General features: G+C 63.3%; 13 protein-coding genes and 1 other RNA gene. 4 read left to right on the top strand and 10 right to left on the bottom strand.

The features are described from left to right. Nucleotides 1-4 precede the first annotated feature (4 nt). The 3 genes from ffs (at nt 5) to ACYVHK_RS05185 (ending at nt 1,096) form a co-directional block, all read left to right on the top strand. Nucleotides 5-102: signal recognition particle sRNA small type (gene ffs / locus ACYVHK_RS05195), an RNA gene on the top strand. A gap of 147 nt (nt 103-249) precedes the next feature. Further along, entirely contained in the window at nt 250-882 is a 633-nt protein-coding gene (locus tag ACYVHK_RS05190) for a TetR/AcrR family transcriptional regulator (protein ID WP_460528306.1), read from the top strand. A gap of 22 nt (nt 883-904) precedes the next feature. Next, a complete protein-coding gene (locus tag ACYVHK_RS05185; protein ID WP_460528304.1) occupies nt 905-1,096 on the top strand; it encodes a YqaE/Pmp3 family membrane protein in 192 nt (63 codons plus the stop codon). A gap of 284 nt (nt 1,097-1,380) precedes the next feature. On the opposite strand, the gene ACYVHK_RS05180 is transcribed toward ACYVHK_RS05185, so the two are convergent. The 4 genes from ACYVHK_RS05180 to ACYVHK_RS05165 all read right to left on the bottom strand — a co-directional run bounded on the left by ACYVHK_RS05180 (nt 1,381) and on the right by ACYVHK_RS05165 (nt 6,002). Beyond that, nucleotides 1,381-3,012 (bottom strand): GMC family oxidoreductase, encoded by a 1,632-nt coding sequence (locus tag ACYVHK_RS05180; RefSeq protein ID WP_460528302.1) that lies wholly within the window; start codon nt 3,010-3,012, stop codon nt 1,381-1,383. Further along, on the bottom strand, nt 3,005-3,559 hold the full coding sequence (locus ACYVHK_RS05175; RefSeq protein ID WP_460528300.1) for a hypothetical protein: 555 nt from the start codon (nt 3,557-3,559) through the stop codon (nt 3,005-3,007). Before ACYVHK_RS05175 ends, ACYVHK_RS05180 begins: the two co-directional genes overlap by 8 nt. A gap of 10 nt (nt 3,560-3,569) precedes the next feature. Continuing rightward, nucleotides 3,570-4,997 (bottom strand): coniferyl aldehyde dehydrogenase, encoded by a 1,428-nt coding sequence (locus tag ACYVHK_RS05170; RefSeq protein WP_460528298.1) that lies wholly within the window; start codon nt 4,995-4,997, stop codon nt 3,570-3,572. Between the two features lie 159 nt (nt 4,998-5,156). After that, on the bottom strand, nt 5,157-6,002 hold the full coding sequence (locus ACYVHK_RS05165) for a ChaN family lipoprotein (protein WP_460528296.1): 846 nt from the start codon (nt 6,000-6,002) through the stop codon (nt 5,157-5,159). Nucleotides 6,003-6,142: 140 nt separating this feature from the next. On the opposite strand from ACYVHK_RS05165, the gene ACYVHK_RS05160 reads away from it, so the two are divergent. Further along, nucleotides 6,143-7,324, top strand: a complete 1,182-nt coding sequence (locus tag ACYVHK_RS05160) for a vWA domain-containing protein (RefSeq protein ID WP_460528294.1) — start codon at nt 6,143-6,145, stop codon at nt 7,322-7,324. 3 nt (nt 7,325-7,327) lie between these two features. Here the strand turns inward: ACYVHK_RS05160 and ACYVHK_RS05155 are convergent, their stop codons facing one another. From ACYVHK_RS05155 to ACYVHK_RS05130, 6 genes are all read right to left on the bottom strand, one after another. Then, nucleotides 7,328-7,951 carry a GNAT family N-acetyltransferase gene (locus tag ACYVHK_RS05155; protein ID WP_460528292.1) on the bottom strand — a complete coding sequence of 208 codons (624 nt, stop codon included), beginning with the start codon at nt 7,949-7,951 and terminating at the stop codon, nt 7,328-7,330. Nucleotides 7,952-8,430: 479 nt separating this feature from the next. Then, nucleotides 8,431-8,907 carry a GNAT family N-acetyltransferase gene (locus tag ACYVHK_RS05150; protein ID WP_460528290.1) on the bottom strand — a complete coding sequence of 159 codons (477 nt, stop codon included), beginning with the start codon at nt 8,905-8,907 and terminating at the stop codon, nt 8,431-8,433. Continuing rightward, nucleotides 8,904-10,346 (bottom strand): metalloprotease PmbA/TldD family protein, encoded by a 1,443-nt coding sequence (gene tldD, locus ACYVHK_RS05145; RefSeq protein ID WP_460528288.1) that lies wholly within the window; start codon nt 10,344-10,346, stop codon nt 8,904-8,906. Before tldD ends, ACYVHK_RS05150 begins: the two co-directional genes overlap by 4 nt. A gap of 11 nt (nt 10,347-10,357) precedes the next feature. Next, on the bottom strand, nt 10,358-11,173 hold the full coding sequence (locus tag ACYVHK_RS05140) for a substrate-binding periplasmic protein (RefSeq protein WP_460528286.1): 816 nt from the start codon (nt 11,171-11,173) through the stop codon (nt 10,358-10,360). After that, nucleotides 11,167-12,027: a carbon-nitrogen hydrolase family protein gene (locus ACYVHK_RS05135; RefSeq protein ID WP_460528284.1), complete on the bottom strand. Its 861-nt coding sequence runs from the start codon at nt 12,025-12,027 to the stop codon at nt 11,167-11,169. Before ACYVHK_RS05135 ends, ACYVHK_RS05140 begins: the two co-directional genes overlap by 7 nt. Nucleotides 12,028-12,063: 36 nt before the next feature. Continuing rightward, a complete protein-coding gene (locus tag ACYVHK_RS05130) occupies nt 12,064-15,900 on the bottom strand; it encodes a YhdP family phospholipid transporter (RefSeq protein WP_460528282.1) in 3,837 nt (1,278 codons plus the stop codon). Nucleotides 15,901-16,438 lie beyond the last annotated feature (538 nt).

Here is a 16,438-nt window from a genome sequence, read left to right as displayed (position 1 = left end):
CAATGGCGGGTCTCCTCGCATTGCCAAGTCGTGAATCTGGTCAGGTCCGGAAGGAAGCAGCCACAGCGATGCAGGCAAGTGCCGGGGGTCGGGCTCGCCACCTCCCCCCCCTCCTGCCTTACCCAGACACGCCTGCCCTAGCGCAAGACGCTACGCTGCAGAACGTATCTTCCTTATTTGCCGCAGCAATTTAGAGTTCAAGCTCAAGACGTAGTAAACTTACGTCATTCTTACGTATCGACTACGGCCATGAAGACCTACGACCGCATCATCCAGGAAAGCCTGCAGCTCTTTAACGAGCACGGTGAGCGCCCGATCACGACCAATCATATCGCGGCGCACCTCGGCATCAGCCCGGGCAATCTCTACTATCACTTCCGCAACAAGGAAGAGATCGTCTACCAGATCTTCCTGATGTATCTCGAATACATGCGCGAGCATCTGCGTGTGCCGGAACATCGCTTGCTGGAACCGGAAGACCTCGGTCGCTACCTGGATGCCGCCTTTGCGGCCATGTGGCAGTACCGCTTCATGTTCTACGACCTGCCCGGCCTTTTGAGCCGCAGCCCGCAGCTGCAAGAGGACTATCACAGCTATGTGAAGAACGAGCTGGCGCCGATCCTGGCCAAGGCATTGGGGCAGTTCGCCGCCATCGGCTTCATGGACATGAAGCCCAGCGAGATCATGCCGCTGGCGACCAATACCTGGATGGTGGTGAAGTTCTGGTTTGCCTTCCAGCAGACCATCCATCCCGACCGCCCTATCAGCGAGGAAACCGGCAAGCAGGGCGCGCGCCAGGTACTGTCGCTGTTCAAGCCCTATGTGAAGCCCGACTATCTGGCACAATTCGAAGCCATCGAAGCCCACTACAAAACCGTCTGACAGATCGTACGAGGATGATGCAATGCGCTTGTTGATTGCCCTGCTGTTGCCTTGGCTCCTGTTCTTCACCATTGGCCGTCCGATTGCCGGCTTCATCTGCCTGGTATTGCAGATCACGGTGCTGGGCTGGATACCTGCAGCCATCTGGGCGGTGTATTCGCTTTCCCAGTACAAGACTGACCAGAAGATCGAAGCGGCGATGAAGCGGCTCTAACCGCGGTGTAGATCTGAGACTGCATCTGAGCGCCCGGCATAGCCGGGCGTTTTGCTTCCTATGCGGTCTGACGCGGGCTTTTGCTTCTATATCACCCATCCCCCTGCAGGGGAGCCTCGCTGACGCTCGGTAGCGGAGGCTCGAGTTGCTGTATCGACCGGATACGGTATCTGCTGAGGTCGTAATTTCGCACGCGGTCGGCAATTCAGGGATTGCCGCGAGGCATAGCTTTAACCAAAACGCCCGGCAGTACCGGGCGTTTGTTTGTGTCGCGTCAAGGGACCTTAGCTGGCGCTTGCTGGCCAGGGGTTCGGTTTGCCGGTGAGCGTCCGGGCCAGTTGGCTCGCGTTGCGGGCGGTCAGGCCGTAGATCGAGAGCTGGGGGTTGGCGCCGATCGAGGTCGGGAATACCGAACCATCCATGACATGGAGCCCGTCGAGCTGGTGGAAGCGGCCGTCGCCATCCACCACGCCCTGATCGGCCTTGGCGGCCATACCGGCCCCGCCCATCACATGCGCCGAGACCACCTTGGCGCGCAGGATCTCGAGCGGCAGGGACTGAATGCTGGCGCGGGCCTCGGCCCAGCTCGCATAGCCTTCAGCCGGTACATCCTCATGGATGGGCATGACGCGGTTGGCGCCCGCCGCGAACTGCAGCTCGGCCATGGTCAGGTAGGACTGTCGCATGCCCTGCCAGACATAGTCGCTGATCGGGTAATCGAGCAAGGGCGTGCCGTCGGCCTTGAGACCGACCGTCCCACCCTGGCTACCCTCATGGAAACCATCCCGCAGCAGTGCCAGGATGACCTGCAAGCGATCGAAACGGGCCATCAGGTGGCGGTGCTTGTCGCCAAAGCCACTCATGGTGATGCCGGTCAGCACCGGATGCAGCGGTGGCACTTCCAGCTTGTAGCCCATGACGCCGTCGACCGGCTGGGTATCGAGGAAGTGATCGGAATAGATACTCTGCGGTGCGCCGCTCCAGCCTTCGACCTTGAAGGGCATGATGGCGCCGGAAATATTGACCGGGTGCAGGAAGGTACGCCGGCCGATCAGGCCATGCGGGTCCGGCAGGCCGGAGCGCAGCATCAGTGCCGGCGTATTGATCGCGCCGCCCGCCAGCACCACGGTTTTGGCCTTCACCGTAATGCGCTGCGCCTTGGGATGGATGCCACCTGCATCCATCGCCACGCACTCCACGCCGGTGGCGCGGCTGCCCTCGAACAGCACCCGCTCGGCCCGCGCGTGGGTCAGCAAGGTCGCGCCATGGTTCAACGCGGCAGGGATGGTGGTGATCAGCATGGACTGCTTGGCATTGGCGGGGCAACCCATGCCGCAGTAACCCAGGTTCAGGCAGCCGCTGACATTGCGGCGGATCTTGGCCCAATGGATGCCGACGCGATCCGCACCCTTCATCAGGACCTGGTTGTTGATATTGGCGTCGACCTGCCAGTCGATCACGCTCAATCTTTGCTCGGCCTTGGCGAACCAGGGCGCCATGGCGTCCTCGGTCAGCCCTTGCAGGCCAAAGCGGGACTGCCAATGGGACAGGGTCGTGGCGGGGGTGCGGAAGCTGGAGGTCCAGTTCACCACGGTGGAGCCGCCGACGGTGCGGCCCTGCAAGATGGTGATGCCCTTGTCCTTGGTCTGGCGGCCGGCTGATTCCTGGTACAGCGCAGGGTAGGCGTCCGCCTCGCTGAGCTTGAAGTCGCGAGAGGCGTAGTGCAGCCCGCCCTCCTCCAGCAGGACGACCTTCAAGCCGGCCTGGGCCAGTATCTCGGCGCTGACCCCACCGCCTGCACCGGTACCGACGATGACGACGTCGGCTTCCAGCGTCAGATCGGTCGTCATGGTGGCGGCATCGCGCACATCCCAGCGTCCTGCCGCCAAGCCCTCGGCGATGATGTCCTTAGGCATGCCAAAAACCCTTCATGAATTCTGGTGGTCCCTGATAGCCAATCCCGACCCAGGAGCGAGGATTGCCATACCAGGCTGCAAATACGATCTGATGCAAGGCCTGGTAGCCGCTGCGCATCAGGGATAGCGAGGAGTAGCGCCAACGGTTCAGGAAATGCGCGATATCGTCGTCCGTGGCGGTGGACCAGTCGGCACTGATACCCACCAGCCAACGCCGGCTCAGCCGACCGTTCAGCAAGGCCAGCAGATCCTTGACCTCTTCCTGCACGGTGCCCGGCAAGCCGGCGATGGCCCGATCACACCCCTGCACCGCCTCGTACAGCGCAACATCGAATTCCGCCTTACCGGACGGCAAGGCGCCCTTGAGCATGACCCGCGCGATGGCCGCGAGGGCGGTACGGCTGCGCTCATCCAGTACCTGGAAGGCAGCCCCCGCTGGAACGCCATAGCGGGGATCAGGCGTGAACGGCCCGTAGGCCAGCCGGGCGCCCGCCAGCAAGGCGGCACCGGCCACACCTGTTTTCAGGAGTTGGCGACGACTCAGCATGATGGCCCCCTCAGCGCAGCATCAATCGGAGCAAGGCATTGATACGCTTGCCGTAAGGCGGATGAAACAGCTTCACCCCATTGAGGCGGGACTGTGCAAAGACCGGCTTCATCTTCGAGAAGGTCTCGAAGCCTTCCCTTGCATCGCAATTGCCCATGCCCGATGCGCCGACACCGCCGACCGGCAGGTCATCCTGGCCAAAATGCAGCACCGTCTCATTGATGCCGACGCCACCAGAAACGGTGTTGCCGAGCACCTGCGAGATGCGTGCGTTGTCGTAATCGAAATAGTAGAGGGCCAGGGGGCGGGGCCGTGCGTTGACATAGGCTATCGCCTCCTCCAGCGCCTTGTAGCCCAGCACCACCAGGATGGGGCCGAACAGCTCGTCCTGCAGCACCTTCATCTCGTCGGTCGCGCCAAACACCAGTGTCGGCGCGAGCTTGCCGCTGGCCGGATCGCACTCTGCCAAGGGGACGACCCGTGCGCCCTTCTCTGTCGCGTCCTGCAGATAGCCCTGCAGGCGCTCAAGATGGCGCCGGTTGACGACGGCGGTGTAGTCCGGATTGGCGGTGATGCCGGGATAGCATTGCTGCACGGCCTGTTTCGCTGCCGCCTCGAACTCGGCTTCCTTGCCTTCCGGCAGCAATACGTAGTCCGGTGCGACACAGGTTTGGCCGGCGTTGAGGCATTTGCCATAGAGGATGCGCTCGGCCGCTGTTTTCAGCGGGAAGTCGCGGTGGATGATGGTCGGGGACTTGCCACCCAGTTCGAGCGTGACTGGCGTCAGATTGTCCGATGCAGCCCGCATTACATGCTTGCCCACCGCGGTCGAGCCGGTAAACAGCAGGTGATCCCAAGGCAGGGCGGAGAAGGCTTGCGCTACCTCGACGCCTCCGTTGATGACGGCTACCTCGGCTTCGTCAAAATATTCGCTGAGCGCCTGCCGGAACGCCTCGCCAAAGCGGGGGGTGAATTCCGACATCTTGATGATGGCGCGATTGCCGGCCGCGAAGGCCGAGACCAGGGGCCGGGCAGCCAGCAGCAAAGGATAGTTCCAGGGCACGATGATGCCGATCACGCCCAGGGGCTGCGGCACCACGCTGTTGCTGGCCGGCATGAACCAGATGGAGACGCCACGTCGCTGCGGCTTCATCCAGCGGCGCAGGTGCTTTTCGGCATGGCGCAGGCTGGACAGGGTGGGCATGAAATCCAACGCGCGGGTTTCATGGGCGGACCGATGACCAAAATCCGCCGAGATGGCGGTGCAGAAGTCATCCATATGCTGCAGCAGCATCTTGCGCAGGCGGGCCAGCCGATCGCGCCGGATCGCTTCGCCCTGATAAGGCTGCTGCGCGTAGGCCGCTCGCTGGCGATCAAACAGTTCCTGCAGCCTGGCTTTCTCTGCCTGGCTGTCGTGGGGCTCGAATATGGCTTGCATGTCGTCCTCCGCCTACTTTTTGGGCGTTTGTCCTAACAGCCATTCTAAAGCACCCACCCTCGGGCCTGTCGAGCGTTTGCTCGAAATAGCGGAAAGCGCGACAGACCGCTCGCGAACCCAGCCTGGCGGCCGGGCTCGCCGTATCCCTCGCGCAACAGGCTAGCCGGCGCTGGCTGTCTTGCCAAACGCCGCACAGGGGTCCGGCCGCGTTGCGGCGGGATAAACCTGGTCAAGATCGTAGGCTTTGGCATCGGCCTGCTCCAGCAAGCCGACCGACACGGTCCCCGGCAGCCAGCGCGGTACGCCGATGTCGCGCCGGACATGACCATTACCCGCCAGCAGGACCGCGCCCCGGTCGATATAGGGCCGCAACACCTCTGCCATGATCACGTCGCGGGCAATCTGCGCCTTGACCATGCCATCGAGCACGGTGGCCGGCAGTTGGCCGCAATGGCCCTTGTCGATTGCCTCGCGCTGGCCGGCAACGATATCGGCAGACACCGGGCGATCCAGGCCGACACGGCTGATCAAGGCCTCGGGCAAGGCAGCGCCGTAGCCCTGTTTGACCACCTTGCTCGCATCGGCACGCGAGAGGTTGGCCGCGACAATAGGCAGATCGTACTGCAGTGCCAGTGCGATGACGGGCCGATAGTAGGTCCAGTTCCAGCTGTTCTTCGCCGGGGCGGCCTGCTGGATCAGATAGTCGGCATCGCCGGGGCGCTGCTTGCGGGCTTCGTCGATCAAGGCCTGCCGTTCATAGTCGAACTGCTCCATGGCGATCGCCGGTCGCCAGCCCTGCTGGACTGCGCGCTGGATTGCCTCAAAGCGCGCCTGATGGATGCCGGCGTTGTCATGTACCTCACCCAGCAATACCAGCGAGCGGCCCTTCAGGGCCGTGTCGAGCTGCTGGGCCCGGGAGGGCTGGGCCGGGAGGCCGGCACAAGCGGCCAGCAGACCGAGCGCGGGCAGAGAAAGGCAGAGTCGGGAAAGGGGACAGATAGACATGGGTAATGGCAGGTTTCAAATGGAAATAAGTCTCATTATTGAACAATGCCGCCGTAAAGTTAAGCCTCTTGGGCGCGTGCCGGTGACAGCGCAGGACATACCGGCGAAAATGGGTCGCCCCGTCTCACTGTGCCTTCCCCATGCTGATCGATTTTTTCTACCAACTACGCGACGCCAAGCTGCCCGTTTCGGTCAAGGAGTTCCTGACCCTCCTGGAGGCACTCGATGCGCGCGTAGTGAGTGGCAGCCTGGAGGAGTTCTACTTCCTGTCCCGTACGGTGCTGATCAAGGACGAAAAGTACTTCGATCGCTATGACCAGTTGTTCGGCCACTACTTCCACGGGGTGGAAACCCTGCTGGAGAAGCTGGAAACCGCCATACCGGAGGACTGGCTGAGCAAGCTGATCGAGAAGCAACTGTCCGAAGAGGAAAAGGCACAACTCAAGGGCCTGGGCTGGGACAAGCTGATGCAGACCCTGAAGGAGCGCCTGGCCGAGCAGAAGGAGCGCCACCAGGGTGGCAACAAATGGATAGGTACCGGCGGCACCAGCCCGTTTGGCGCCTATGGCTACAACCCGGAAGGCATACGCATCGGCCAGCAGGAATCCCGCCATCGCCGGGCGGTCAAGGTCTGGGACCAGCGCGAATTCAAGGATTTTGACGATAGCCGCGAATTGGGCACCCGTAACTTCAAGGTCGCCCTGCGCCGGCTGCGGCAATTTGCCCGGCAGGCCGAAGCGAACACACTGGACCTCGACGGCACGATACGGGCGACGGCCGACAATGGTGGCTGGCTCAACCTGAAGTTCGCGCATGAGCGGCATAACGCGGTCAAGGTATTGCTGTGCCTGGATGTGGGCGGCTCCATGGATGACCACATCGAGGTGTGCGAGGGCTTGTTCTCCGCTGCGCGCAGCGAGTTCAAGCACCTGGAGCACTGCTACTTCCACAATTTCTTTTATGAATCGGTATGGCGCAACAACCGTCGCCGTCACAGCGAACGGCTGGCTACGCTGGACCTCTTGCACACCTATCCCAGTGATTACAAGCTGATCATCGTCGGCGACGCCACGATGAGCCCGTATGAGATCAGTTATCCCGGTGGCTCGGTCGAGCACATGAACGAAGAAGCCGGCCAGGTCTGGCTACGGCGGCTGCTGGATCATTTTCCCTCTGCCGTCTGGCTCAATCCGGTCGAGGAAAACTACTGGGAATACACCGAATCGTTGCGAATGACGCGGGAACTGATGGGGGACCGCATGTTTCCGTTGACGCCGGCAGGCCTCGATGCCGCCATGCGTCGCCTGCAGAGCGCGGGCTGAGCGCTAGTCCGCCCTCGCCGCCCGCTTCAGGCGCTCACCGGCCTCGCTGCTCCCCTCGGCCAGGTGTTGCAGGCTGCGGGTGGTCAGCTCGCCCAGGGTCTCCAGCCATTCCGCCGTCAGGCTACCGGCTGACGGCCCATGGGCGGCCAGGCGTGCGATCCCTTCCCCATTACCGACACTGAGCCGCATGCCTTGCGTACGCGCCAGCTCGATCAATTCGGTGTTGTAGGGCAGGAAGTACATGACGACCTCGGCCACGCCATCGTTGCGCGCATGCAGGATGGCACGCTTGAGCATGCGGCCGGCAATGCCACGGCGGCGGTAGCCCTCCTCCACGCTCACGCCGATCTCGGCAACGCGGCGCTGCGGATCGACCGCCAGATGGGTCAGGCCGATCAGCGCGCGTCCCTCGTCGCTGGCGGCCCAGACGCCGTAATGGCTATCACGCGCGTAGTCGAGCCGCGCGACGTAATCCTCGATCACGCGGTCACTGACGGCCTGGGCGAAGCGCTGGGTGCGGTCGACTTCATTCAGCCGCAGCAGATGGGCGAGCATGGCGCCCGCATCGACCTCGTGCAACTGGCTGACCAGCAGCAGGTCAGGATTGGCAAATTCATTAGCGGACATGGCGCGCTCCTGGTGATAAGCAGGTGCCGTGTTGCCTCCGTGCAGCGTGGCCTTATGGGCTTTGTGCGCTGCACAATCCACTGTTTATCGTGAGTCGATGACGATTGCAATCGGGGGCGACCGTGGTTGTTGTCGTGTTGCAACCGAGGGGAGGGAATCGCCAATGCAGGCTGTTGATGGGTGTGACGGGAATGCGACAGGATAGTGGGGGTAATGTCGTTTAATGGGGCGGGGCGAGGAATTTCAGCTCGCAGCTCGGAACGGCCGGTGGGCGTCTCATCAACTCTCGGGAGTGACTTTGCATGAGGTTTGTCGAGGGACCCCGTTGGGCTTCGCTGCACTCAACCCAACCTGCCGGCACATTCCATGGGGCGTCGTTGCCGGGTTAGCTTGAGACGCCCGTCAATACGGCGTAATGCCCTTCGGGGATTGCGCCCTACGGTGGGTGTTTTCCATCCCACAGGAAGAGGTGGTGGTTCCTAGGGGACCAGGGGCTTGGCCATCTGCACGGCGGTCGGCGAATAGCCGAGGTTGCGATACAGCGCGGCGGCGGGCTCATTGTAGGCAAACACGTTCAGGCCCAGGCTGACGGCCCCCAGGCGCAAGGCCTCCGCTTCGAACGCCATCATGGCGGCCCGGCCCAGGCCCTGGCCGCGATGGGCTTCGTCGATGAATATCTCGTACACCCAGGCTTGCGGGCCGTTGGCGGTCGGGTTCAACGCGAACCACAGTACCCCGACCTTGCCACTTTCCTCGGTGACGACGTCAAAGAAGTAGTGATGCGGCGTCGCCAGCCCCTGCGGCAGCAACTGGGCAACCTGCGCCGCGGCCTTGGCCGGGGCTTCGGCCTCGGTCCAGCGGCCGGACTTGATATTGCTGACGGCGTAGGCCGGCGTACTCCAGGCCTGGAAAGCAGCGAACCCCGCCTCCTCCATGGGGATCAGGCGCACACTCATGCGGTACCGCCGACGGTCAGGCCGCCATCGATACGGATCGTGGGCTGGCCCACGCCGACCGGCACGCTCTGTCCTTCCTTGCCGCAGGTGCCGACACCGGCGTCCAGCTTCAGGTCGTTGCCTATCATGCCGACGCGGGTCAGTACGTCCGGCCCGTTGCCGATCAGGGTCGCGCCCTTGACCGGGTACTGGATCTTGCCGTCCTCCACCCAATAGGCTTCGCTGGCGGAGAACACGAACTTGCCGCTGGTGATATCGACCTGGCCACCCGCGAACTGCACGGCATACAGGCCGCGCTTGAGGGAGCCGATGATTTCTTCCGGTGTCTTATCGCCATTCATCATCACGGTATTGGTCATGCGCGGCATGGTGATGTGGGCATAGCTCTCCCGACGGCCATTGCCGGTCGGCGCCACGCCCATCAGGCGGGCGTTGAGGCTGTCCTGCAGGTAGCCCTGCAACACGCCGTCCTCGATCAGCACGGTGCGCTGGGTCGGATTGCCTTCATCGTCCACGTTCAGCGAGCCGCGCCGATCCGGAATGGTGCCGTCATCCACCACGGTCACACCCTTGGCGGCCACGCGCTGGCCTACCCGACCGGCAAAGGCCGAGCTGCCCTTGCGGTTGAAATCCCCTTCCAGGCCATGGCCGATGGCTTCATGCAGCAGAATGCCAGGCCAGCCGTTCCCCAGCACCACCATCATCTCGCCGGCCGGCGCGGGACGCGCCTCCAGGTTGACCAGTGCCTGGCGAACCGCCTCTCGGGCGTAAGACTGCAGGACTTCGTCTGTGAAATAGCTGTAGTCGAAACGTCCGCCACCGCCCACATGGGCGGATTCACGCCGGCCGTTCTGCTCGACGATCACCTGCACCCCTACCCGCACCAGCGGTCGTACATCGGCAGCGCGATGGCCGTCATGGCGGGCAACGTAGATCACCTCGTATTCACCGGCGAGGCTCGCCATGACCTGGATCACCCGCGTATCCAGGCTCCGGGCGTAAGTCTCGAGTCGTTCCAGCAGGACAACCTTGTCGGCTTCCGCCAGGCTGGCGATCGGGTCTAGCGGCCGATACAACGACTGCACCGGCGCCAGGGTGCGGGAACCGACCCGACCATGCCCACCTTGTCGGCCGATGGCACGCGTGGCATGGGCGGACGCCTGCAAGGCAGGCAGGCTGATATCGTCCGAATAGGCAAAGGCCGTCTTCTCGCCACTGACCACGCGGACACCCACGCCCTGGTCGATATTGAAACTGCCCGACTTGACGATGCCTTCTTCCAGGCTCCAGCCTTCGGCCCGGCTGTACTGGAAATACAGATCGGCGTAGTCGACCTCATGCGACATGATCTCGCCGAACACGCCATCCAGCGCGGCGTCGTCCAGTTCATAAGGACTCAACAGGAAATGATCGGCAGTCGCGATGGCGCTGTTAGTCATTGTGGGCATCTTCAAGGTAAAGGGGTCAACGCCCGGGCCGTCTTGGCATCGACGTAGCGGGCAAACAATTGTTCGATAGTGCCGTCGCGGCGCAGTTCGCGCAGCAATTCATCCCAATGCTGCAGCGCTTCCGGGCTGAAACGGCGGCGTGCCAGCATCAGGCCGCCGATGACGGCGGGTGCATCTTTCGCCCATTCCCGTACCGTAACACGATCAGTCAACTGGAACTTGACCAGCAGGGCATCCATGACGATGGGGTGGGAAATCAGGCCCTGTATGCGGCCCAATTTCAGCCAGCGATACAGTTGCTCGACATCCGGCGACTCCATGACCCGATCCGCTGCGCGCAGTTGCCGGATCAGATCATCGTAAGGCTCACCGTGAATAAAGCCGCGCACGACACCGAGTTTCAGCGCAGGACGGGCCAGGAATTCGTCGGGCGTATGGACCTCCGCAGACAGTTCTCTCGGCAGGATAAAGCGATTCCGGGACACAAGATAAGGCAGGAAATGCAAATAGGCCTCGCGCTCCCTGGTCGGCAAGCCGGCCGTGGCCATATCCAGTTGGCCCTCCTGCAAGCCCTGGAAAATCAGCACGCGCGACAGTTCCCGCGCAATGAAACGGCAGCCAGTCCGCTTGGTCAGCTCCGCGATCAGATCCACATCGAAACCAAACGGGCGACCGTCGACCTCGGTACCGTACAGAAAGCCAAAGCGCATATAGGCCACGTTCACCGGCTTGCTACATCCATAGCGCGCCGGTGAGGCCGCTTGTGCACCCAGTGCGGTCGCCAGCAACAGGGCGGCGACCACAGCGGGATTCAGCACGTCAGGACCCGATGATTCAAGGCCGGCAGGCTCTGCCGCAATCGTGCCTTGTAGTCATGGTCGAGCTCAGCCACCACCACGCCGGAACCGCGCGGCAGGCGGTCGAGGATGATGCCCCAGGGATCAACGATCATGCTGTCGCCGTGGGTTTCGCGACCATTGCGGTGAAAGCCGCCCTGGGCGGAAGCGATGACATAGGCCAGGTTCTCGATCGCCCGGGCACGCACCAGCGTCTCCCAATGCGCCCGCCCTGTCGTCTCGGTAAACGCCGCCGGCACCACGATCAGGTCGACCGGCTGCATGCGCCGGAACAGCTCGGGGAAGCGCAGGTCGTAGCAGATCGCGAGACCAACACGGCCAAAGGGCGAGTCGAAGACCACGATGTCTTCGCCGGCCTGGATGGTTGCTTCCTCGCGGTACTTCTCCGCACCCATCTCGAAACCGAACAGGTGGATCTTGTCGTAACGGGCGACCTGATGGCCCTGGTCGTCAAATACCAGAGTGGTGTTCTTCACCTTGGCCGGGTCCTCGGTCCATAGCGGCACGGACCCCCCTACCAGCCAGATGCCGAGCTTCTTGGCGATCTTGGACAGGAAATCCTGGATAGGGCCGTGACCGGGTTGCTCACGCACGGCTACCTTGTCGGTGTCCTTCAGTCCCAGGATGGCGAAATATTCGGGCAATACCACCAGTTTGGCGCCTTGCTTGGCCGCCAGCTTGATCAACACTTCCGCTTCGGTCAGGTTGGCCGCCACAGACGGGCCGGAGGCCATCTGCACTGCCGCCACCCTCAAACCGCCCTTGTCGAGGGCGCCGGCGACTGCTTTATGACTGCTATGGGCTCGGGTCGACATGTTGAACTCCTTTGCTCTTGTGGCCCTGATGCGCTGTTACCTGCCTAGCGTGCCAAGCGGTGAACTGACCCGCACCGCCTGCGGATCGTCCCAGCGACCTGTGATGTCGTATTCGTAAGCGATCAATTGACCGAATGGGTCCTTCAGTACCCGCTGCAGCAGGAAGGCCCCCACTGCCAGCGCCGGATTGGCCAGCGCCACCCCGGCACCCACGGCCAGACTGTCGCCCACGGTCGGCACGATACGCACGCGCAATTTCTGCGTCTCCTTGGCGATATCGGCCTCTCCACGGAACAGCACCTGGGCTGCAGGCCCCACGATGACGAGGTTGTCCGTCGAAATCACGCCCCGAACAATCTTACTATCGCCCTCGATACGGTCGAAGGCAAAACCCTCGCTGAAGATGTCGCGGAAATCCAGCGTCAGCCGGCGTTGCAGCGACTGCAGGCTCAAGATGCCCAGCAAGCGGCCTACCCCGGGCTCCACCTTGGCGAACTGACCGTTCTCGGCCTTTAGCGACAGATTGCCGCTCATGCTGGGGTAATCCGGCGAGAGCGGTGAACCGCGCCAGGCCAGTTCACCCTTGAGTGAACCACTGCCGCGGCGCATCGTTTCGGGGTAGCCAAAACGGCCCAGCAGCTTGCCGACGTTGTCGGAATCAATGTCGACCTTGACCTTGGTCGAGCCATCCTCGCCGCCGGCCTGCCAGATGCCCTGCATGCCCAACCGTCCGTCGGGATTCACCAGCGTCAGGCTCTCGATCAGCCAGTTTTCCTTCTGCTGTTGCGCCTTTACGTCAAGCTTGCCCAGGCCGTGGCCCTTGTAGCGGAAGTCCTCGGCGACTACGTCCAGTGCAGGCAGTTGCCGATCCGTCTTACCGCCTGGCCCGATTTCGCCCGGTGCCGCCTCAGGCAAGGGCAGGATCAAACGCGCCAGCCTGGCATGCAGCCGTCCCTTACCTTGTGGTGCCCATTCGGCGCGCCCTTCGATCTGCTTGCTGCTGGCCGTGAGCTGCCAGGCATTGTCTGCCTGCGGTACCGCACGCAGCATCAGGTCATCGAGCTGGTTGCCCGCCACCAGCAATTTGCCGGTACGCAATTCCACGCCGGCCAGGGCCGGGGCATCGGCCGAGGCCTTGCCGCCGTCCAGCAACTGGAGCCAGGGGTCCAGCGCCAGTTCGGGCAGGTTGGCAGTCAGCCACAGGCCGCGGTTGGCGGTGTTGGGCAGGCCGGAGCCCAGGTGGACCTCGCCCCGTTCGATGCGCCAGCCGCTGGCACCCTGGCTGCGCAGGAGGTCGACATTCAACTGGTTGCCGAGCACCACCTTCCACTGCTCGGACTTGTCGGTGGCATCGAGATTGATCTTCAGCAGCCGGGCTTCTCCGGCGCTCTTGCCCAATGGCGCGGGCAGATCAATGCGCGACTCGCGCAGCGGCGCTTCTACCGCCAACTGCCAGCCTTGCTTGGGCAGGCTGACATTGACCTTGTAGTCGCTGCTACCACTCAGGCGATCGGCAAAGGGCACGGCATAACGACGGGCAGCCACATTGCTGTCCATGCGGCCCGTCGCTGCAATCTGTACGGTGCCGCCAGCTACAGTACTCAGGTCCACCCGTACCGGGCCGCCCAGGGCCTGGGCCGTCAGCCCCTTGGCGCTGACGCCATGCTCGGTGAAGGCGACATCGCCTTTCAGGTCGGTCAGCTCAGGCATCGCATCACTGATCTGCAGGCGATTGCCCGCTACCCGGAAGGTACCGGCCACCTTGGTTGCATCGGCATTATCGAAGGGGATATCGAGCTTGAGCGCCAGCCTCCCCTCGCCTGCCGACTTGGCCATGCTGCCCAGGCCACCCAGCGTCTTGTCCAGCGGACTGGCGGCGATAAAGCGGAAGAACTCGGCGCTCGGGCCTTTTACGTCGCCGTCGATATGCACGCTATTGCTGTGCGCCAGATCTTCGATCAGCGCGCCAGCGCGCTCCACGCGCGTCCCCAGCATGGTGCCGGCGGCGGCGATGCTCAAACGGTTGCCCTTGATATGCAGGTCGCCATCCACCTGCTTGAGCGCGGGCCAGCCGGGGCCGTAGTCGAGGGTGACACCCGCGACCTTGGTCGCGACATCCCAAACGCCGGTTTTACCATCGGCAAACGGGAAATCGGCCAGCGGGCCGTTCAGGACAAAGCTTGCGTCGCGCGCTTCGCCCTCGGTCAGGCTGGCCTTGAGCCAGGCTCGCGTCTCGGGGCCGAGTTCGATCGGCAGGTAATCCGCCACCTTGTTGGCTGCGAGGCGGCCAACCTTGCCATTGAGGCTGAGGTTGCCCTGCCCTTCGCCGGCCCAGCGCCAGGTTGCGGTTGCCGCAGCGTCCATATCGACATTGCTGGCGGCAAAATCGCGCAGGTTGACAGTCCAGTTGCTGCCGGCATGGGTCCAGTCCGCCGCGAGACGCAGGGAATCGAACGCCAGCGGGGCCTCAAACACATTCGCCGCCGTCAACCGGAAGCGCTGGCCGCGCACCGACAGCTTGCCGCCTTGGGCATCGAAACTCAGCTCGCCATCCAGCGGCCCCAGGCTGGGCATGGGCGCTGGGGCATTCAAGCCCAGGCTGGTGAAGGCCATCTGCCCTGCATAGCCGGCTGGTTCACGCCAGTTACCCTGCCAGCTGGCACGCAGCTTGTCGATACGGCCGGTGGGCTGCATGCCCTGCAGATGTTGGCGCAGTGCGCGTGGCAAGGGGATTGCCGGTGGCAGGTTGGCCAGCGTGGGCAGCGTCAAGCCATCGATCTCCACGCTACCGCCGCCGGCCTCTTGCAGTTGCAGGCTAGCGTGGCTGCCATCCAATAGCTTGCCACCCTCGGCGCTGAGCTTGATCTCGCTCAGTGTCAGTTGTCGTTTCTTGCCTTCGTTCAGCCAGCGGACGCGCGTTGACAGCGTATCGAGATCCAGCATGGCGAGTTCGGGCGCCAGTCGGAGGCTGGTCTTCTGCAGTGCCAGGCTGGCGTCGATTTCCATCGGCGCCAGCCCGACGAAATCGATGGCGACGCGCAAGGCACCGCGGCCACGGCGCACTTCGACCGGATAGGGAAGCCACTGCCCCCAGGCGGCGAGATCGACATCGGTCAGCTCGGTCGCCAACTTGCCCCGCCATTGGGCGAACTGGGCCATGTCGTCGCCCTGCCAGTTGAGGTCCAACCGGAACGGCGCGGCGATATGGGACGGCGGCGTGGCGGCGATCTGCGCCCGGTGGTGACCGAACAGCTGGTTGACCAGCATCAGGTCCACATGGTCCAGGCGCAGCAGCGGCGCCGCCTGCACGGCGTCCTGCCAGGTCACCGTGCCATCGACGATGGCGATGTCGTGCTGGCGCAGCACCCAGTTGCCCAGCGTGCTGTCCTTGTTGTCCTTCTCGTTCAGGGGCAAGCCTGCCAGGCGGATCATGCCGTCGGTATCACGCGTCAGCGCCAGGGTCGGCCGGTGGAGCGTGAGCCGGGCGAAACGTACTTCGCCGATCAGCAGGGGCCACCAGGCCAGGGTGGCATCCACCTTGTCCAGCGAGAGCGCGGGCCGGCCGTCCATGTGCTTGAGCTTCAGCCCCTGAAAGGCCAGATAGGGCAGGCCCGCGTGCCAGCCACCGTCGATACTGGCGATCTCGATCGGACGGCCTGCGCGTTGGCTCAGTTCTGCGACCAACTTGGGGCGATAACTCTCCAGATGCGGGAAGAACCACCACTGCAACCAGGCGGACGCCCCCAGCCAGACCAGCAGGAAGGCGCCCAGCAGCCAGACCAGTAGCCGGCCGTGCCAGTGCAGCACGCTAAAACACAGGCGGCGCAAGGGCGCGAGGTATTCGGAGTAGGAACGGGGACGGGCTGTCGACATCAAGACGGAACATGCCCGCGGAGGCACACGCAAGGGGATGGAAAGGGCTCGGATTCTAGCGGGGTCGCCATGAGCCGTCTTGGCTGTTTATGCCGGTTGACACTTTTGCCACAAGGCCGCCCTGCCCCCGCTACTCCGCCTTATCAGGATAGACCCGCCATCCGCCGATGCGGTTCCGGGGGCAGATCCCAGTTTGTACCGCTTGCCCCTAGTTATTTATACAAGCGACCTCGACTTCCGTGGCACGACAGTGAGCAGATGGCGGTGTTCGCCACCCTCGTGCTGCCAGGCAACGCCAACCGGGCAATCAGGCACTGCTATCGCAAGTTTGCCAAGAATGAGCACATCGACCGGCTGGACGATATCGACGAGTGAGTAGCCTGACCCAGCGCAGCCAAACGGGGCGTCGCAAGACGCCCTTTTTGCTGTACCGGGCCCTGCGGCAAAGCACGGCCTGCATGCAGTGCTTCCGCAGCGGGTGAGCCTCGCCCTATGATGGAGGTGATTCCAACCAGCGCGGCCGCCTTGATGCAGGCAC

The organism is Chitinimonas naiadis, assembly GCF_054780835.1.
The sequence above is the reverse complement of the archived record's forward strand: the minus strand, read 5'-3'. Positions and strand labels throughout refer to the sequence as shown.

Coding starts and splice junctions, on each gene's coding strand:
- ACYVHK_RS05190 (WP_460528306.1), top strand. CDS start 250: ATGAAGACCTACGACCGCATCATCCAGGAAAGCCTGCAGCTCTTTAAC.
- ACYVHK_RS05185 (WP_460528304.1), top strand. CDS start 905: ATGCGCTTGTTGATTGCCCTGCTGTTGCCTTGGCTCCTGTTCTTCACC.
- ACYVHK_RS05180 (WP_460528302.1), bottom strand. CDS start 3,012: ATGCCTAAGGACATCATCGCCGAGGGCTTGGCGGCAGGACGCTGGGAT.
- ACYVHK_RS05175 (WP_460528300.1), bottom strand. CDS start 3,559: ATGCTGAGTCGTCGCCAACTCCTGAAAACAGGTGTGGCCGGTGCCGCC.
- ACYVHK_RS05170 (WP_460528298.1), bottom strand. CDS start 4,997: ATGCAAGCCATATTCGAGCCCCACGACAGCCAGGCAGAGAAAGCCAGG.
- ACYVHK_RS05165 (WP_460528296.1), bottom strand. CDS start 6,002: ATGTCTATCTGTCCCCTTTCCCGACTCTGCCTTTCTCTGCCCGCGCTC.
- ACYVHK_RS05160 (WP_460528294.1), top strand. CDS start 6,143: ATGCTGATCGATTTTTTCTACCAACTACGCGACGCCAAGCTGCCCGTT.
- ACYVHK_RS05155 (WP_460528292.1), bottom strand. CDS start 7,951: ATGTCCGCTAATGAATTTGCCAATCCTGACCTGCTGCTGGTCAGCCAG.
- ACYVHK_RS05150 (WP_460528290.1), bottom strand. CDS start 8,907: ATGAGTGTGCGCCTGATCCCCATGGAGGAGGCGGGGTTCGCTGCTTTC.
- tldD (WP_460528288.1), bottom strand. CDS start 10,346: ATGACTAACAGCGCCATCGCGACTGCCGATCATTTCCTGTTGAGTCCT.
- ACYVHK_RS05135 (WP_460528284.1), bottom strand. CDS start 12,027: ATGTCGACCCGAGCCCATAGCAGTCATAAAGCAGTCGCCGGCGCCCTC.
- ACYVHK_RS05130 (WP_460528282.1), bottom strand. CDS start 15,900: ATGTCGACAGCCCGTCCCCGTTCCTACTCCGAATACCTCGCGCCCTTG.